Annotated in this window: 12 protein-coding genes and 1 pseudogene; 4 read left to right on the top strand and 9 right to left on the bottom strand. The window is 56.4% G+C overall.

What is annotated here, in order from left to right; translation table 11 throughout:
* The first annotated feature begins 20 nt into the window (after positions 1-20).
* Entirely contained in the window at positions 21-818 is a 798-nt protein-coding gene (locus tag Tam1G_RS07000) for an ABC transporter ATP-binding protein (protein WP_101625977.1), read from the top strand.
* A gap of 2 nt (positions 819-820) precedes the next feature.
* Positions 821-1,375 carry an FMN-binding protein gene (locus Tam1G_RS06995; RefSeq protein ID WP_101625969.1) on the top strand — a complete coding sequence of 185 codons (555 nt, stop codon included), beginning with the start codon at positions 821-823 and terminating at the stop codon, positions 1,373-1,375.
* Between the two features lie 3 nt (positions 1,376-1,378).
* Here the strand turns inward: Tam1G_RS06995 and Tam1G_RS06990 are convergent, their stop codons facing one another.
* From Tam1G_RS06990 to Tam1G_RS06955, 8 genes are all read right to left on the bottom strand, one after another.
* Positions 1,379-1,909: a TetR/AcrR family transcriptional regulator gene (locus Tam1G_RS06990; RefSeq protein WP_101625976.1), complete on the bottom strand. Its 531-nt coding sequence runs from the start codon at positions 1,907-1,909 to the stop codon at positions 1,379-1,381.
* Positions 1,910-2,019: 110 nt separating this feature from the next.
* Positions 2,020-4,182 carry a YhgE/Pip domain-containing protein gene (locus Tam1G_RS06985; protein ID WP_101625968.1) on the bottom strand — a complete coding sequence of 721 codons (2,163 nt, stop codon included), beginning with the start codon at positions 4,180-4,182 and terminating at the stop codon, positions 2,020-2,022.
* Complete coding sequence (locus Tam1G_RS06980) at positions 4,179-6,836, bottom strand: YhgE/Pip domain-containing protein (protein ID WP_101625967.1); 2,658 nt, start codon at positions 6,834-6,836, stop codon at positions 4,179-4,181. The genes Tam1G_RS06985 and Tam1G_RS06980 overlap by 4 nt, the downstream gene beginning before the upstream one ends.
* A 295-nt stretch (positions 6,837-7,131) precedes the next feature.
* Positions 7,132-7,677 carry a hypothetical protein gene (locus Tam1G_RS06975; RefSeq protein WP_101625966.1) on the bottom strand — a complete coding sequence of 182 codons (546 nt, stop codon included), beginning with the start codon at positions 7,675-7,677 and terminating at the stop codon, positions 7,132-7,134.
* A gap of 127 nt (positions 7,678-7,804) precedes the next feature.
* The gene (locus tag Tam1G_RS06970; protein WP_101625965.1) at positions 7,805-9,439 is read right to left on the bottom strand and encodes a beta strand repeat-containing protein; all 1,635 of its coding nucleotides are present in this window, start codon (positions 9,437-9,439) and stop codon (positions 7,805-7,807) included.
* 487 nt (positions 9,440-9,926) lie between these two features.
* Entirely contained in the window at positions 9,927-10,946 is a 1,020-nt protein-coding gene (locus tag Tam1G_RS06965; protein ID WP_101625964.1) for a LacI family DNA-binding transcriptional regulator, read from the bottom strand.
* Between the two features lie 222 nt (positions 10,947-11,168).
* Positions 11,169-12,443 (bottom strand): oligosaccharide MFS transporter, encoded by a 1,275-nt coding sequence (locus tag Tam1G_RS06960; RefSeq protein ID WP_207553094.1) that lies wholly within the window; start codon positions 12,441-12,443, stop codon positions 11,169-11,171.
* A gap of 122 nt (positions 12,444-12,565) precedes the next feature.
* Positions 12,566-13,591 carry a glycoside hydrolase family 43 protein gene (locus Tam1G_RS06955; RefSeq protein ID WP_101625963.1) on the bottom strand — a complete coding sequence of 342 codons (1,026 nt, stop codon included), beginning with the start codon at positions 13,589-13,591 and terminating at the stop codon, positions 12,566-12,568.
* Between the two features lie 363 nt (positions 13,592-13,954).
* On the opposite strand from Tam1G_RS06955, the gene Tam1G_RS06950 reads away from it, so the two are divergent.
* Both Tam1G_RS06950 and gndA read left to right on the top strand, forming a co-directional pair.
* Positions 13,955-15,166, top strand: coding sequence for a putative ABC transporter permease (locus Tam1G_RS06950; protein ID WP_242689718.1), 1,212 nt, complete (start codon positions 13,955-13,957; stop codon positions 15,164-15,166).
* Between the two features lie 273 nt (positions 15,167-15,439).
* A complete protein-coding gene (gene gndA / locus Tam1G_RS06945; protein WP_101625961.1) occupies positions 15,440-16,894 on the top strand; it encodes an NADP-dependent phosphogluconate dehydrogenase in 1,455 nt (484 codons plus the stop codon).
* 634 nt (positions 16,895-17,528) lie between these two features.
* On the opposite strand, the pseudogene Tam1G_RS06940 reads toward gndA, so the two are convergent.
* Positions 17,529-17,764: pseudogene (locus tag Tam1G_RS06940) on the bottom strand (integrase catalytic domain-containing protein); the annotation flags it as partial.

Raw genomic sequence — 17,764 nt, 5'->3', positions numbered from 1 at the left:
TCAGGAGAAACATCATGGATATGCTGCTTGAACTTGACCATATCTCAAAGATTTACGGCGACCTGCATGCCGTGGATGACCTGAGTCTGACTGTGCCGCAAGGCGAGTGGTTGGCCATTGTGGGCTCGTCCGGATCCGGCAAAACCACACTGATGAACATGATCGGCTGCATGGATACGCCGTCCAAGGGCTCGGTGAAGCTCGAAGGCCGCAAGCTGGAGGATTTGAACGCCGGCCAGCTGGCTGACGTGCGCAAGAACCTCATCGGCTTGGTGTTCCAGAAGTTCTATTTGGTGCCGCATCTGACCGCTGTGGAAAATGTGATGGTGGCACAGTACTACCATTCCGTAGTCGATGAAAAGCAGGCGTTGGAAGCCTTGGAAAAGGTGGGTTTGAAGGATCGTGCTCACCATCTGCCGGGCCAGCTTTCCGGTGGTGAGCAGCAGCGCGTGTGCGTGGCTCGCGCGCTGATTAATGAGCCGAAACTGATTCTGGCTGATGAGCCGACCGGTAATCTCGATGAGAAAAACGAGAAGATTGTGCTGGATTTGTTCCGCCAACTGCACGAACAGGGCACCACGATTATTGTGGTGACGCATGATGCGCTGGTGGCCAGCTGCGCCGAGCGCGAGATTATGCTGAATCACGGTGTGCTCGTGGGCGAGAAGTGGAATGACGAGAAAGCCCGCGAGGCGTATGAGGCTGCTGGCGGTAAGCCGGCATCCACTGGTGCCAAGGTAGAGGGCGCGCAAACCGGTGAAACTGCCATCGGGTTCGCCGACCCCACCAAGGCGGCGAAAACGGGCGGCGAGGAATAAATATGACTGATACCACTACGCTGAAGAAATCCGCTACATTGGCGGCAGCAGGGCTGGTTGTAGCCGGTGCATTGCTGGCCGGCTGCGGTGAGTCTTCCGCAACTCCAATGGATGATCAATACGCCGGTAATTCCGGTGAAACCGAGAAATCTCAGGAAGAACAGTCACAGTCGAGCGGCTCTGATTCATCTGATTCCAGCTCTGATTCCTCGCAAGACAACTTATCCAGCACCACGTCGGATAAGAAAGACACCGGCAATTACAAGGATGGCGAATACTCCATCAACGGCCAGTACGGCCCGGTGGGGGAGGACTCCATCGACGTTCATCTGACCATCAAAGATGGCAACGTCGAAAACGTAGAGATTGTGGGTCATCCATTCACCACCATCTCCAAGACTCACCAGGATGCTTTCGCCAAGGCCATTAATGGCGTAGTCGACGGCAAACCACTGAAGGACCTCAAAGTCGATAAGGTGGCCGGTGCCAGCTGGACGTCCGACGCCTTCAACAAGGCCCTGGAAATCGCCCGCCAAGAGGCTTCCATCCAGGAGTAGCAACTACGCCAGCAGCGCGGGCCAGAGGAGGTCGGTCATGCGCTGCGGCCATGCGGCGAGATTGTCGTCGGCTGGCCGCTGATCAATAGCTTCATAGGCTACCAGCGAGCCGATAATGGTGGACAGTAGCAGTCGTTCGTCAAGCCCTGAACGGAATACGCCTTGGGTGGTTCCCAAGTCGAGGAAGCTTTTCAGCTTGCCGAGCCACGGGGTCACCACCTGATCAACGATATGGTGGAAGAATTCAGCTTCACTGGACAGCACAATGCCCACGCTGCGCACGTCAATGTTGTTGCTGCGTACCCATTCCACCAGTTTCGTCAGCAACAGCGCAAAATGCTCACGCGTTGGGCTTGGCACAGGCTCCGAATCCGCATTCACCAAGTACATGGCGCTAATGCCGCGCAGCAATTCATTGGAATTATGGTAGCGGCGGTAAATAGTGGTTTTGGCCACGCCTGAACGCCGAGCCACTTCCTCAATGGTTACGCCGCTGATGCCACGCTCCACCGCGATTTGCAGCGTGGCATGCATCAGCTTGCGATCCGTGGCCTCACGCCTACGTTCAGCCCGTGGCACAGCCGTAGCCAATGCGGCATTGCCGGATACGGTTTCCATCGCTTCTTCTTTCTCTGTGCCGAACATCAGCTGAGCACCTTGGTGCTTTCCACTTGAGCCACATACCATTGGTTGAACTTCACCAGCGGCTTGCGCAGCAGCAAGCCAAGCAGGAGCAGCGGTGGCACGAAGGCCAGCAGCATGCCGGCAGCCTTCCAATAATCCAGATCGTAAATACCGGCGATGGCTGCGCGCATCATCGTCACCACATGCGTCAGCGGCAAGAATGGACTCACCTTGGAAATAAAGTCCGGCAGCACCTGAACCGGGTAGGCTGCGTTCGCGCCAGAAATCTGCACGATAAGCATAAGCACGCCAATAGCCTTACCCACATTGCCGAAGCTCACCACCATCGTGTACGTGAAGAACGAGAACACCAGCGAACCCAGCCAGCCGGACAGCATAAACAGCAGCGGATGCACAGCTTGCACATGCAGGAACAGCAGATCGCCAGACAACGATACCGTAGCCTGCAGTAATGCAATCAATGCAAATATGCCGTAATGGCCAAGGAACAGTCGATGCGGGCGAGGATTGCCAAGTTCGCGGCGGGTTTTACGAGACACTGTGGTCTTCAACGTCACCACCATAAGCAATGCGCCCACCCAGAGCGGAATCAGCGTATAGAACGGCGCCATCGAAGAACCGAAGTTCGCCACCGGGAACACAGCCTTACGCTTCAACTGCACCGGAGCAGCCAGCGTACTGGCCAGCGTTTCCGGATCATTGCCGAGCACTTCCTTGACCATGCTCATATCGCCACTATTCAATGCGTCTGCAAGTTTGGTATTGAACGAAGTCAGCTCAGTCCCAGCCTTGCGCAGCTTGTCAGACACCTTATTCAGCGTCTCGCGAGCATCGGTCAGCATCGTGCTCGCATCACTGGAGGTATCTTCAACGTCGCCCAGCGTTGTTTTCAACTGAGCTGAGCTGGATTGCAGAATACTCGAAGCATCAGAAGCAGAGGAAGCCAACGATTCAATTTGCGGCTTCACATTCGTTGCAAAGTCTGACTTCACGCTGGCGATGCTGCTTTTCGCTTGATTTGCCAAATCCTTAATCTGCTGATGCTGATTCTGCACATCCGAGTTCTTCTGGCGAATATCATCAGCAGCTTTATTCAAAGCCTGCTGCAGCTTGGTTTGCCTAGCAATCGAACGATCCAGAGCCTTGACCACAGCCGCATTCTCTCCCACAATGCCGGCAATCGTATTGCGAATCGTGGTGTATTGCGCAATCTGATCGCCCACAGCACTGGCCTGTGCATCCAGTTCTTTGGCCACAGTAGTAGAGCCATTGTTGGCATCCTGATACAGGTTGTCAATCGAATCGGAAACCGCGCCAAAGCTGCTGGCGCTGGAATCCAAAGCCTTACCCATCGCATCAGTGGTGGTATTGAGAGCGCCAGCAACCTCGGTTATGCCCTGCTTAGCGCTTTTGAGATTCTTACTGGCGGTTGAAGCCGAACCGGAAGCCTGCTGAATAAGGCTGTTGGAAGTCTCCAGCAAGGTTTGCGCCGAATCAGTCAACGCACTGTACGTGCCGAGCATATCCGCCGTGCTATTGAGCTGCGTGGCAAAATTGGCCACATTCGTATTGAACGCAGTCAGTTGCTGCTTGGCTTCCGGCTTGTCGAGCTGATCGGCCAGCGAAGAAGCAATCTCAAGCCCTGCTGCCGTAATGGTTTTTGCGAACGTGGTGTTGATTTCCGCGGCCACCTCGTCCGTGCCCTCGTTGAGCAGATTCGGAGCGAGCGCGTTCTTCTTCTCATTGCGGTAGTAGGTCAGCTTGGCATGATTCATATCATCGGAGAAGAAAGTCATCATGTCTTTGCTGAAGGACTTCGGAATCACAATAGCTGCGTAATATTTGCCGGATTTCGCGCCATCCACAGCATCGTCCTTGGAAGTAATTGTCCAGTCGAGCTGACTGTTGGCACGCAACGCATTCACTACTTGATCGCCAACCGTAACCTTGACCGGAATCAAATCAGAGCGATAGCCTTCATCCACATTGGCCACGGCGAACTTCAGATTCGACATGTTGGAGAACGGATCCCAGCATGCAGCCACGTTAAACCAGGTGAACAGGCCGGGAATCATCACCAAGCCGATCACAATGATGATGGAGACCACATTGCTGGTCAGACGCTTCACGTCTCCAATAAACAGTTTCCAGATCGTGCTCATCGTGCGTGCTTGCCTTCCTTGGTTTGTCCAATGCCGTGAAGGTTCGGCAGATTGGCGATGGTGGCCTTCTTGGTGTTCAGGGATGAAATAGGCGGTATGCGCGTGGTTGGCGCGTCGCCTCCTGCGGCGGATTCTGCATGGCGGCCGTAGAGCATCGAGCGAATCGATTCGTCGGACAGATTACCGAGCTCGGTTTGGCGGCGAATCGAATCGCGCATGTATTCCACCACCATAAGGAAGCCGATAATGATCAGCACCCAAGCCAGCCAAGTGGCCATGACCACAATCTTCTCGCTGGTAGTGAGCGAGAAGACGATGATAAGAATCGCTGGCACAACGAATCCGGCGATAAGCGCGCCCAGCAGCAGCTTCGGGTACTGCTGAGTGAACTTAGCTGCACGACGTTCGATGGCATGCTTGTATTCAGTGCGATTGGCCAGTGCGGCAATCGCCTGGGTGACTCGGTATTCATTCGCTTCGATATGCACTGGTTCGCCGATAATCATGTCGCTTTCTTCGATTTCGCGGGCGAACAAACGGTTCAGATTGGCGAGCTTCGGGCGGGCCACCAAGCCGAGCAGGAAGGCGAGCACGGCGAAGATCAGCAGTTTGCCGATATAGCTGAACCATTGGCCGTCATAGAAGCCGCCAATAGTTTCACGCATTGCGTCAATGGAATAGGTGAACGGGAGCAGTGGATAGATCACGCGGAAGAACTTCGGCATCATCTCAATGGGGTAGAGGCCGGAAGCGCCTGGTACCTGCAAAATCACCATGGCCACGCATACGCCCTTGCCCACATGCATGAATGTGGTCGATAGCGCGAAGATGAACGACATGTACACCAGCGAGGTGATCCAACAGGTCAGCAGGAACACGGGGATGCTGGCGCATTGCATGCCGAGCACGAGGTCGCCGATGCCTGTCACCAGGCCTTGTGCGGAAGCCAGCGTGGCCAGCAGGAAGAATCGGCCCAAATAGCCTTGAGTGGGTGTGAGATTCTCAATGCCGTCGTTATCGGTTTCGAGCTTAGGAATCACCACCAGCACGAAGGCGCCCACCCACAGTGCCAGCGTGGTGAACAGTGGTGCCATGCCGGAACCATACGAAGCCACTGGGTAAATGGTCTTTTCGTTGATAACGGTGGGGGACATCATAAAATCAGCGATTTTGCTGGCGTCCAGCGAGCCGTCGCTGTCAATCAGGGAGCCGAGCGAGGTGGAAATGCTCATTGCCTTGATATCGGTGGCCAGTGTGCTGAGCTTATCCTGCACGGTAGCCAGTGCCTGATCGGTATCATCGAGCGCTGTTTTCGTGGAGGCCGCTGCCTTGTCTAACTGATCGAGAGCATCCTTGGATTGGCTGATCAGCGAATCCTGCGAAGTCAGATCATTCGAGAGCGTAGTGGCAGTGGAACTAATAGTGTTCAAGCCGGTGTTCAGCTGCGGCAATGCGCCAGAAACCAAGGTGCTGCGGGCATCATTGGTGGCCTGCAAGGTGGTTTGGGTTGCAGTGTTGAGATTATTGGCCAGACCGGCAGTATTCTGTGATGCGCTGCCGATGGTGTTGTTCAGGCTGCTCAGATTGCCGAGAGTGTTGGCGAGCTGACTGTTGCGTTTATCAAGCTTGTCGATTACGGATTTCAGCGGTTCCTGATCGGCGTTGGGCAGTTCTTTCAGGGTTGCCAGAATATCCGCATTGGCTTGATTGATATCTTCAGCGGTGTTCAGCATGCCGCCGACTTGCTGGTTCGCGGAATTTATGGCTCCGGTTATGGTGCCGATGTTCTGATTCGCTTGTGAAGCAGCTTGGCTGAGCAGGCTTGAGCCTTCGTCCAACGCGCCCGACGTGGATGTGACGAAATTATTCAAGCTGGTTTGTGTGGTGCCGATAAGCTTCGATGTGCCGGCTAATCCTTCGGCTGCATCAATGCCGAGCTTGCGAGCATCTTCTAATGCTTGGCGGGCAGTGCGCGTTTTCTCGGGAGCTTGATCGAGCTTATCTTGCAGTTTGCTGATGGAGTCGCGCGTGCGCTGCACATCGCTGGAAGCTTCGTTCAGCGTGGTTACTGTTTTGGCTTTGGCTTTATCTCCGGTGGCCAGAGCGGTATCGCCTGCCTTATTGATGACTTCGGTCAGAACTTTGGAAACAGTGGAAACAAAGGTGGAGTTCACCGTGCGATCCACGGTGGAAGCTCCCACATCGGTGACTTTTGGTGCGATGGCGCTGGCTTTTTCGTTGACGTAGTATTCCAGCGTTGGCTTGGATTCGCCGCCGGTTACGACTCCTGCCAGCGAATCGGAGAAGTCTTTGGGAATAACAATGGCTGCATATGCTTTGCCGGATTGCACCATATCCATGGCTTCGGCTTCAGTGACGAACGTCCAGCCGAGCTGGTCGTTGTTTTTCATCTGCTTGACGATTTGGCCGCCAAGGTTCTGCTTGCCGATCAGTGCGTTGTCGGTGCCGGCATCGTTATTGGCCACGGCAACGGTAATGCCTTTGGTGTTGCCGTATGGATTCCAAAAGCCCACGATGTTGTACCAGGAGTACAGCGGCGGGATGAATACCATGCCGACGAGAATCACCCACGAGGTCGGTACCTTCAACAGGCGCATGAAATCGCGCTTGAGGACCTTGAGAATGTTGCCCACTGAATACCCCCGGAGCTTGTTGCTTGCTGTAGTATCGCTACGTTTTCCGTAGCGATACGTTAACCGTAGCGCTACGCATAGAGTAGCGTAATACTGTGCCGGGAGATTTGTGGCTGAATATGGCAATGCCCAGCGTAATCGCACCGCATAATCGTGCGCCGCTGGGCATTGTGGCTAATTATTGGATTGAGGTGCTCGGACTGGTTGCACCCCTATAAAGGCTCCCCTTGTCAGGGGAGCTGGCGGCGAAGCCGACTGAGGGGTAGTCATGCGGGTTGACGCCTAACGAAGCCAATCAGCTTTCGATGGTGCCGGTGTCGGTACCATCGTTGCTCTGCTGGCTGGAGGAGCCGGTGGAGCCGGAAGAATTAGAAGAATCAGAGCCGGAGCTCGAGTTGCCGTCAGTGCTGCCGCCCTGGGACTGGCCGTTGGAGGAATCGGAGCTGCCCGGCATACCTCCCGGCATGCCACCCTGACCCTGAGACTGACCGCCCTGCATGCCGCCGCTAGGCATCTGCATCTGCTGGCTGGTGGAGGAACTGGAACCGCTGTGGGAGATAGCGCCATAAGCCAGGCCGCCGCCAAGTCCGCCGAGGATGCCGCAGCCCAAGCTGATGCCGATGATAATTGCTACAGCCTTACCGGTGATGGTCTTGGCTGCTGCGCCATTGCCAGCTCCAGGTGCTGCAAAGCGATTAGGTGCCGGAACTGCTGGGGCGATGTTCTGTGCGGTTGCAGGGGTGGTATTTTCCATGTGGTCATTGGTGGTGTTCGGAGCGAATGAAGTCGGGGTGGTGGTGTTCGGAGTGAACGGGGTGGGGTTGGTGTTGTTGCTGGTCATGATGAGTTCCTTTCAAAGCATGTGCGGTCTGTATTGCCGCGATTGATAGTGGGGATACGAATGGAAGCTAAGAGATGGGAGACGGGTGGAGTAGTGGTTTGGAGGATTGCTGGTGAGGTTTGCCGAATCACATGCTCCACGTGGTAGAGGTGCCGAATGCGCTGTCGAAATCAGAGCGGTCAATCAGATCGCTGTCCAGCTGAGTATCGTCACCGGTAGCGGAGTCGGGAAGTGTGGTGCTGTAGTCGCCGGTCACGGTCACGGTTATCGAACCAGTGCCCTTGACTACTGTTTTGCCGCCAGCCACGATGGTTACGGTATTGCCGTCCGAATCAACCACCGAACCGCCGTCGGCCACATTCAAGGCGGAAACCGTAGTGTCATCGGTTACCACCCAGGTCGAAGTGCCGTCCACATTCACGGTGATGGGAGCATCGGAAGTGGAGCTGCTGGTGGCGCTCGCGTTCTCGGTGATGCTGGCGTTACCGGTCCAAGTCGAGCCGTCGAGCAGGTTCAGCGTCACCGAAGAAATCGTGTCTGCGCTTACCGTGCCGTTCAATGTCTGATTGCGACCGGTGAACACTACCGTTGCTCCGTTCGAGCCAGCCGAACCCCAGTTATTCGAGTCGTTGCCGGCAGCGGTGATCAGCGCGGCCTTGGACGAATCGAAGTCAAGCGTGGTGTTGGACAGCACTACGTCGGCAGTGGTGTTCGTGAAGTAGAACATTGAGCCGGATTCGATGGCGGACTTCAGCGTGGAGTCAGCCGCCTGGAAGGTGGCGTGCTCGCCAGTGGTGGATTCGGCGTCGCCCGAAGTGGACTGGTAGATAATGACGCCATTGGCCACCGGATCGCTCGCGGTTTTGCCGGTTACGGTACTGGTCAAGGTGGAATCCTTAATCAGAATCGTATTCAAGCCTTCCATGCCGGCGATTTGCGAGCCGGAAGACGTTCCAGTCACATTGGATACCTGAACATCACCAGTGGAATACAGCAGCGGAGAGCCGGAGCCTGCAGTGCTGAGATTCGAGTCGGTGGCGGAAATGGAACCGCCGCCGCGATCAGTGGCAATGGTGGCGCTGTGGTCGCCCTTAGTGGTGGCGGTAATGGCGCTCGCCAGAATCGTGCCGCCATAGGTGGCATCGAGGGCGCGCGAGTTGTCGGAAGACGTGTTAATGGTTACGTTATTGGCCAGCACAGTGCCGGAATCGGTGGAGAAGATGCCATTCGAGCCGGAGCTGGTGGCGTTGATGGAGGAGTCGGAGATGATGGTTTTAGAGTCCTCGCCAACCGTGAGCGATACGGAGTTGGTGCCATAGAAGTTGTTGTTATCGGCATTATCCGAATCGCCAGACTTGTTGAGCGTGGCGTTGGTGAGCGTCAGTACGCCGCCGTTCTGCGCGAGCGCGGTGTTCTGATCGGAGTCGGTAGCCGAGGTAGTTTCGCCATCCGAAGTGACTTCTTCGCCGTCTGCGGTGAGCGCACCGGTGTAAGTGCCGGTGTAGTCGTAGCTCATGGTGTCCGCGCCGCCGCCTCCGGGCTGGCCCTGCAAGGTGGCGTTTGAGGAGGCGGAGGAGCTGCCCCAGCCAAGGCTTCCCGCAATAGCGGTACCCGCCATGCCATAGCCAAATCCGGTGACCAAAGAGATTGCAGCCGCAGCGGCAGCTGCTTTGCCAAGCGGCATATGCGCGAATTGACAGGCATTATGGCTGCCGTCGCCGGAAGTCGCCCGCCGCTTGCCGAACGAAGATGTGCTGGACATGATGGTTCCTTTCGCGAGACTGTTCGGTTGCATCCCGCGCTTGCGGTGGAGTGCAACCGAACATTGTTTGTCTGTGATGATTTAAGTACACAGCGAAAGGCCTAATGCGAGCTTGAGTGGCCGATAAGAGAGCCCGTAAATTGCGGAAATGATTTCTGGAAGCTTTTTGGACGTTTCCTGAAAGCGATGGGGTGGGGTGGTGGTTGTGGGATCGGCCTATCGGCCGATGCTATTTTCCCGCGGCCTGCGGCCGCTCTCCTACTCCCCCTCAGTCTCACTGCGTTCGACAGCTCCCCCGACAGGGGGAGCCAAGATGACGCGATTATGGTTCCCCTTGCCAGGGGAGCGTTGAATCCAGCATCTTGTGGAGCGCGCGTTTCCGGCTCCCCCTGTCGGGGGAGCTGTCAGCGAAGCTGACTGAGGGGGAGTAGGAGAGCAGCCAAAGGCTGCGGGAAAAATAGCATTGGCCGTCAGGCCAATTCCGTATTTACCGCGTGCTGTCGCGAACCACCAGTTCGGTGGGCAGCGTAACGCCGACAGGCTGTTCTCCATTAATAATGCGCATCAGCTGATCCACCAAGTGCTTGCCGATGGCCTGGAATGGCTGGCGAATTGTGGTCAGCGGTGGGTCGGCCAGCATGGCGGCTGAAGAATCATCGAAGCCGATGATTTGAATATCATCGGGAACCGAAAGACCGCGCGTGCGCAGTTCTTTAATAGCGCCGACTGCCATCGTATCGGAGGAAACAAATACGCCATCAATATCAGGGTCAGCATCAAGCAGCTGAGCCATCGCAACCTCGCCGCTGCTGGCGGAATAATCACCATGAGCAATGCGGCTGGCGGCATTGGAATCATCATCAAACGTAGCGACTGTATCAAGGAAACCGTGCATACGGTCACGAGTACCGCTCGGTCCTGCCGGGCCAGCAATCATAGCAATATGTTTGGCGCCGCACTCGTGCAGATATTCGCAGGCCTTGCGTGCGCCGCCGTAATCCTCGACGTGCACATAGCCAACCGGCAACGTTTCATCGGACGGCTGCTCAGCAATCACTGTAGGAATTCCAGCCTGAACCAAACCGTTTAGCATCTCACTGGAATCCTTATGCCACGCCACTTGAATCACACCGTCCACGTGACCGGCCTGCAGATAAGCCAGATTGCGCTTCGCTTCACTCTGATCATCAGTAGTCATCAAAATAAAGGAAACGCCGCGTTTGCCGAGCTCGTCTGCCACAGCTCGCAGTAAAGCAGCAAAATTCGGGTCTTCAAACAGCAGTTTTTGCGGCTCACCCAGCAGGAAAGCCACTGATCCTGCGCGCCCAGTAACCAGTGCGCGGGCGTGACTATTCGCCACATAGCCAGTCTGTTCGATGGCGGCTTTGATGTTTGCCGCAGCATCCTGGCTCACCCATTTGCGACCGTTGAGATAACGGGACACTGTGGCGCGGGAGACGCCGGCAATACGTGCAACGTCGTGGATGGTCGCTTTATGCTGGTTCACTCGAAACCTTTCATGCGGATTTTACTGGTGTAGACGGTCCGCGGAAGTGGAAGACGCTCTTATTGTAGCCGGTAGTCGTTGCCGCGCCGGCAATATCGGCATAAAGAATGGCCGCAATGCCAGTGGGCAATGCGGCCATTCGTACTTGGCTCCTTATGGAGTTGCGTTATGCGATTGCGCTCTTACTGACTGATATCAGTGGTCAGCGCAACGCTGGTTTCATCAGGCCTCGACCTGTGCAACCTTGCTGTCGGAGCGCATGAGCAGGGAGCCGCCGATCACGAACACTGCGATGAGCACAGCCAGCAGCAGGTAGGCGTGGTGGAAGCCGAGCTGGGTGTACATGTTGCCCATCACCAGCGAGAAGATGGTCAGACCGATTTGCTTGGCGGTGCCGAAGCCGTACATGTAGACCGTGGCGGACAGGCGCTTATCGAACACGCGAGTGATGTACTTCATCACGGACACCAGCATGAACGGCATTTCCAGAGCGGCGAGCAGACGCCAGAACACCAGCATCGGAATCGTGTTGATGAAGGCGCAGCCGAGCACGCGCACGAACAGGATGCCGCCGTAGATCAGCAGGCCAGTCTTAGCGCCGATCTTGTTGATCAGGGCCGGCATGAACAGCATGCAGATGGCTTCGAGCAGAATCTGGACGGAGACCACACGGCTGAAGAAGGTTGCGCCGGCAGTAGCGTCGGAGAAGAAGGAAGCGAAGTAGTTCGGGAACTGCTGATCGAACACGTCATACATGGTGGCAGAACCTATGATGAGCAGGCAGAAGCCCCAGAAGCTGCGGTTCTTGAAGATGGACATCCATTCTTCGCGGGAGATCGGCTCGTTGTCTTCGCCGTTGTTGGAATCCTCAGCCTGGACTGCGCCGGCCATGTGGTCTTCAGGAAGCTTGACGATGGAAATCAGCACGAGCAGAACAGCTGCGCAGAAGGTCATTGCCCAGAAGATGCTGCCGGTGTTCTTGGCCCACATAATGCCTCCCACGAAGGAAGCGGTAGCGCCGGCGAGGGAGCCGAACAGACGTGCGTGGCCATATTCGAAGTGGTAAGCGCGGGAGGAACGTTCGTTGTATGCCTCGATGACGCCAACGCCACCGTTCAGGCACAGGCTCAGGTAAGCGCCCATCACAATGGCGCCGAGAATCTGGTTAGCGCCGATCAGCGGCAGGAACACCCACTGGAACAGCGGGCCGAGGAAGAGGATGCAGCAGACAACGAAGATGAACAGACCCTTCTTCAAGCCGAGGCGATCCTGAATCGGTCCGAAGATTGGCTGCAGAATCAGTGCGCCGAACGACATGATGGAGAACACCAGGCCGGATGCGGTGGTATCCATGCCGGCCGGGCCTTTCAACCAGTACGGCAGGAAGGTGAAGATGAGCTGCCAGACGGCGAAGTAGAAGAAGTAGAGTCCGCCGAAGTTCCAGAAGATGCCGCGCTTCAGTGAGCTCAGCAGGGAGGTTGATTGTTCCTGTGCCATGATTATGACTCGTTTCTTAATGTGTAGTGATGTGTGGTGAGTGGTTGCGTAGTGTGAGGCTACGGATTATTGGAAGTTATTGGAAGTGTTGAGGTGTTGCAGTGCGGTACGGGAGAGTCTGATCAGAGCGTCTCGTCGATATCCAGATGACCGTCTGCCGGCAGCACATCCGTTGTGGCTGGGGTCCAGCGGGTGTCCATCTGCGGAGTGCCGAAGTTCGGAGTGCCGTCCTCGTTCCATGTGATTAAGCCCATGCGAGCGTGGCGGTTCGGATCGAACAGCGGGTCGCCCAAGATCTCCACGTAGTTGCGGCAGTGGTAGATGAGCACATCCTGGCCGTCTTCGGTGGTGGTGAAGGAGTTGTGGCCGGGGCCGAACTGGCGCACGGTTTCGTCGGATGTGAACACCGGTTCGGTGGACTTGGTCCAGCTGGCCGGATCGAGCAGATCGGCGTCCGCGTTGGCGGTGAGCATGCCCATTGCGTATTCGGGGCCGGTGCCGGAGGCGGAGAAGGTCACGAAGATCTTGTCGCCGTGCTTCAGGACCGCCGGGCCTTCTTCGACGATGAAACGAATCTTTTCCCAATCCAGTTCCGGCTTGCTGAGCATGGCCGGCTTGGTGGCCAGGGTCCACGGGTTTTCCATACGGGCGATGTACAGGTTGGAATGGCCTTCAATGTTGAGGTCCTGCTGAGCCCAGATGAGGTACTGCTGACCGTCAGTGTGCACGAAGGTGGTGGCGTCGAGTGCGAAGGTGTCCATGCCGGTGTCGACTTGGCCGCGCTCGGTCCAGGTGCCGGTGATGGGGTCGGCGTCGTCGCAGGTCAGGCAGAATACGCGGTGCTGGAAGGTGTCGGCAACCGGGTCGATTGCCGTGGTGTGTGCGGCGGCGAAGTAGATGACCCACTGGCCGTTCACGCGGTGGATTTCCGGAGCCCAGATGAGTTCACTCATCGCGCCGGTGCCGCTTTCATGCTTCTTCCAAATGGTGTGTTCTTCGGCCTGCTGCAAGTCGGAAAGGGTCTTGGAACGACGCAAGGTGATGCGATCGTATACCGGGTATGAGCCCGTGAATAGGTAACCATCGTCGGTGCGCAGCACGAATGGATCAGCGCGCTGCAGCACGATGGGATTCGGCAGTAATGCCATGGTGTCTCCTCGTTGATGTTGAGCAATGAACATCGTTGTGTCGGTGTGCACGGCGTTGCTTTGGTTTGCGACTTCTTGGTCGGCAGTCGTCTACAGCTGACCAAACCTGAAACAGCACTGTGCACGTTTCCAGTCACTAAATATACGCTAATAAAGATGATTTGCAAGTTCTTTGGTATTGCAACGATTGTGAGAGACTGGAAATACTGGAAACGTGCACAGTCATACGGCGTGTCGCCGAACCCCTGATAGCGTGGACGTATGACGCATGACAAAGAATCAGCGAGCACATCTGAGACCTCCGAGACTGCTGAGGTTACTGAGACTGCCGCATCTGCCGCGAATGCCGCAGCTCAATCGGCCATGGTGGCCGATTTGGTGGCAGACGAACTTGACGGTGCAGGTATGGATCTCGACGCCAAGCGACTACCGTTGCTCGCCCGCATCTATGGTGTGCTGATTCTGCTTGATAGTCTTGCTGTGCTGCCGTTTACGGTATTCGCCAGCATCTACAGCGTGCGCGAGATTCTTGCCGGACGAGTGCATGTCGACGCTATGAGTCTGACATTCATTCTCTCTGCAGCGCATGCGTTGGTGCTGATCGTCAATGCAGCTTGCCTCATCATCTTTGGTGTGCTGTTATTGCGTAATCGACGTCGATATGCTGCACGATGGGCGTACGTGCTGATGCCGCTTACCTTGGCGGAAGGCATGCTGTCGCTGGCATTGCAGGGCTTCGGCTGGAATCTGGTTTTGCCGGCAATCCAGATGGTCATTCTTGTGGTGATTTCCGCTACCGCAGACCCCTCCCTGCGTGAAGAACGCCGATTGCAGCGTGCGCTGAAGCGCATGGATGATCGCGATGAATATGATTCCGCAGTCGCAGCCGGCATGCTGGGCCGCGACCAGTCCGGCAAGGGCTACATTGCACTGGACTTCTTCAATATCTTCTGGCTGTTCACCATTGCCTCAGTGGGCGGATTGATTGTCGAAACCATCTATCATTTCGCGCTGTATCACGGTGAATTACAGGATCGCGCTGGGCTGCTGTGGGGCCCGTTCTCGCCAATTTATGGCTGCGGTGCCGTACTGGTCACCGTTTTCTTGAATCGCCTATGGAAAGCCAACGCGGGCTTGATTTTCTGCGCATCGGCCATCATCGGCGGCACCTTCGAGTACTGCACCAGCTGGTTCATGGAAGTCGCGTTCGGTATTACCGCATGGGATTACACCGGCCAATGGCTCTCCATCGATGGCCGAACCTCCGGCAAATACATGTTTTTCTGGGGCATCATCGGCCTAGTCTGGGTGCGCTGGCTACTGCCGCGCATGCTGGCACTCATCAATCGCATCCCCTGGAAAGTGCGCTATTCGCTGACCACCATATGCGCAGTACTGATGATTATCGACATCGCATTCACGCTCATGGCGCTCGACTGCTGGTATGGCAGGCTCGCCGGCCAGCCACAAACCTCACCCGCCGCCATGTGGTTCGGCGAGCACTACAACAACGACTACATGGCCGCCCGCTTCCAAACCATGACCATAGACCCCACCAAAGCCGGTCGTATGTAGGTTTTAAAAGGGCTACTGCCGACTGCAAACAGAACTTTGACTACAAAGTAAGTGGATGCTGGGATGTGCAATGTCAGACCGTAGGCTTGGCCGAACGGCCTTGAGTGTGTCGGACATTGCACATCCCAGCATCCACGACCTTGCCGCAACAGATAGATCTTCAGACCATCAGTACGCGAAGAGCGTAAGACTGACCGTGCGTGACTCCGGGGTCAAGGATAGACTTGGGTTCCGGAAGAATCGTTCCTAAATATTGCAGGAAAGGCAAGGCAGATGGCCGAAGCTACAGCAAACATTGGTGTTATTGGACTGGCCGCAATGGGTTCCAATCTGGCGCGTAACCTGGCGCACCACGGTAATACGGTTGCCCTGTTCAATCGTCACTATTCTCGTACCGAAAAGCTGATCAACGAGCACGGCACTGAGGGCAACTTCGTGCCGGCCAAGACGCTGGAAGAGTTCGCGGCATCGCTGAAGCGTCCGCGCACCGCCATCATCATGGTCAAGGCTGGCGCTCCGACTGACGCTGTGATCGAGCAGCTTGAAGAGGTATTCGAGCCGGGCGACATCATTGTGGACGGCGGCAACTCCTTCTTCAAGGACACCATCAAGCGCGAGAAGGAAGTTCGCGCCAAGGGCTTCCACTTCGTGGGCTGCGGCGTGTCCGGTGGCGAGGAAGGCGCGCTGAACGGCCCGTCTCTGATGCCGGGTGGCACTGCGGAATCCTGGAAGACGCTGGGCCCGATTCTTGAGTCCATTGCCGCTAAGGTCAATGGTGAGCCGTGCGTGACTCATATTGGTACCGATGGTGCTGGCCACTTCGTCAAGATGGTGCACAACGGCATTGAGTATGCCGATATGCAGGTGATTGGCGAGGCTTACGATATTCTGCGCCGCGGCCTGGGCATGGATGCCGAGGAGATTGGCGACGTGTTCGAGGAGTGGAACAAGGGCGACCTTGACTCCTACCTGATTGAGATTACCGCCGAGATTCTGCACCACAAGGATGCCGAGACCGGCAAGCCGTTTGTGGACGTGGTCGTCGATCACGCTGGCATGAAGGGCACTGGTACGTGGACTGTCCAGACCGGCTTGGAGTTTGGTTCTCCGGTGGCTGCCATTGGTGAGGCTGTGTTCGCCCGTGCGTTGTCTTCTCATGGTGAGCTGCGTGAGGCCGCTCAGCAGGAAGGCCTGGCTGGCCCGAACAAGACGATTGATCTGGCTGGCGAAGATAAGGCTGCATTCGTGGAGGACGTGCGCAAGGCGCTGTTCGCTTCCAAGGTGGTGGCTTACGCTCAGGGTCTGAACGAAATTCAGGATGGTGCTAAGGAATACGGCTGGGATATCAACCTGTCTGAGGTTGCTCGCATTTGGCGTGGCGGCTGCATTATTCGCGCGCAGTTCCTGCTCGACCGCATCACCGAGGCCTTCAAGGGTGACAACCCGCCGGCTTCCCTGCTGTTCGATCCGTACTTTGAGAAGATTATCGGCGAATCCCAGGATGCATGGCGTCGCGTGATTGTTCGCGCTATCGAAGCCGGCATCCCGACTCCGGTGTTCTCCAGCTCCCTGGCCTACTACGATGGCCTGCGCTCCAAGCGTCTGCCCACCGCTCTGACCCAGTCGCAGCGCGACCTCTTCGGCGCCCACACCTACGGCCGCGTAGACAAGCCCGGTGTGTTCCACACGTTATGGGCTGAAGAAGGCAAGCCTGAGATTGAGGAGTAATACTCCTCAATCTCCGGCTTAGGAGAGCCCAGTGGGCTCTCCGGCCTTCTTCAGGCTTGACGATAGTCAAGCAGAGAAATAGGCAGCCTGAAATCGAGGGATAGCCGCCTTCCCCTGGCGGTTATCCCTGCAAAACGGATGATTCATGGCTCAACACATTGTCCCGGTACGCGCGTTAATCGTTTGATTCGCATACCGGGACATTCTTTTGTGTCCCGGTACGAGATTTCAACCGATTTCTGCGTACCGGGACAAATTATCCGCTTACATCGCCATCGCGCAGAATGCACAATGGTGGAATTCTGCGGTTTTTGATTTACGCTCCGTGCTGGTGCGCACTGAAATCTGCCACGGTTCCCGAAAAAAGCCCAAAAAGCGCAACCGGGACAGTGAAATCTGCCACGGTTCTTCTATAAGCCGGTTATTCGTCTACCGGGACAGGTTTTGAACGTAGCGCAGGGCCTTCTGCATTACTCATGATGCAATACGCGTCAGGAGAGAGTCTTGTAGAATGTTGAGGCAGAGATGAGTGAGGAGGGCCATCGATGGCGAAGAAACTTCCGGCCCGAGGTGCCTCATTTGAAAATGAGCGCGTAATCCGGAGTGGTGCCTCACCTGTGGTGAGCGTGAAATCCTAGTCCGCGTCGGCTTGTGGGGTTTCGTCGTCTTCCGGTTCGACGCCCGCGATCCGGGCGAGCGTCTTGTTCAAGTATGCCATGTCCGGGCCCATGCGTCTGGCCAGCCGCGCGGTGCGCGGTGCCGCCAGTGCTTCGAGCCGGTCCTGGATGTCGTGGATGCGGCGGACGAGCTCGGCCGGGTTCACGGTCGCGAGCGTGTGTTCGATCTCCTCTCGCTTGTCGTCGGGTATGA

This window comes from Bifidobacterium imperatoris (assembly GCF_002860405.1).
GTDB classification, from domain to species: Bacteria; Actinomycetota; Actinomycetes; order Actinomycetales; family Bifidobacteriaceae; genus Bifidobacterium; species Bifidobacterium imperatoris.
The sequence above is the reverse complement of the archived record's forward strand: the minus strand, read 5'-3'. Positions and strand labels throughout refer to the sequence as shown.

Coding starts and splice junctions, on each gene's coding strand:
- gndA (WP_101625961.1), top strand. CDS start 15,440: ATGGCCGAAGCTACAGCAAACATTGGTGTTATTGGACTGGCCGCAATG.
- Tam1G_RS06990 (WP_101625976.1), bottom strand. CDS start 1,909: ATGCATGCCACGCTGCAAATCGCGGTGGAGCGTGGCATCAGCGGCGTA.
- Tam1G_RS06950 (WP_242689718.1), top strand. CDS start 13,955: ATGGTGGCCGATTTGGTGGCAGACGAACTTGACGGTGCAGGTATGGAT.
- Tam1G_RS06985 (WP_101625968.1), bottom strand. CDS start 4,182: ATGAGCACGATCTGGAAACTGTTTATTGGAGACGTGAAGCGTCTGACC.
- Tam1G_RS07000 (WP_101625977.1), top strand. CDS start 21: ATGCTGCTTGAACTTGACCATATCTCAAAGATTTACGGCGACCTGCAT.
- Tam1G_RS06960 (WP_207553094.1), bottom strand. CDS start 12,443: ATGGCACAGGAACAATCAACCTCCCTGCTGAGCTCACTGAAGCGCGGC.
- Tam1G_RS06970 (WP_101625965.1), bottom strand. CDS start 9,439: ATGTCCAGCACATCTTCGTTCGGCAAGCGGCGGGCGACTTCCGGCGAC.
- Tam1G_RS06995 (WP_101625969.1), top strand. CDS start 821: ATGACTGATACCACTACGCTGAAGAAATCCGCTACATTGGCGGCAGCA.
- Tam1G_RS06975 (WP_101625966.1), bottom strand. CDS start 7,677: ATGACCAGCAACAACACCAACCCCACCCCGTTCACTCCGAACACCACC.
- Tam1G_RS06955 (WP_101625963.1), bottom strand. CDS start 13,591: ATGGCATTACTGCCGAATCCCATCGTGCTGCAGCGCGCTGATCCATTC.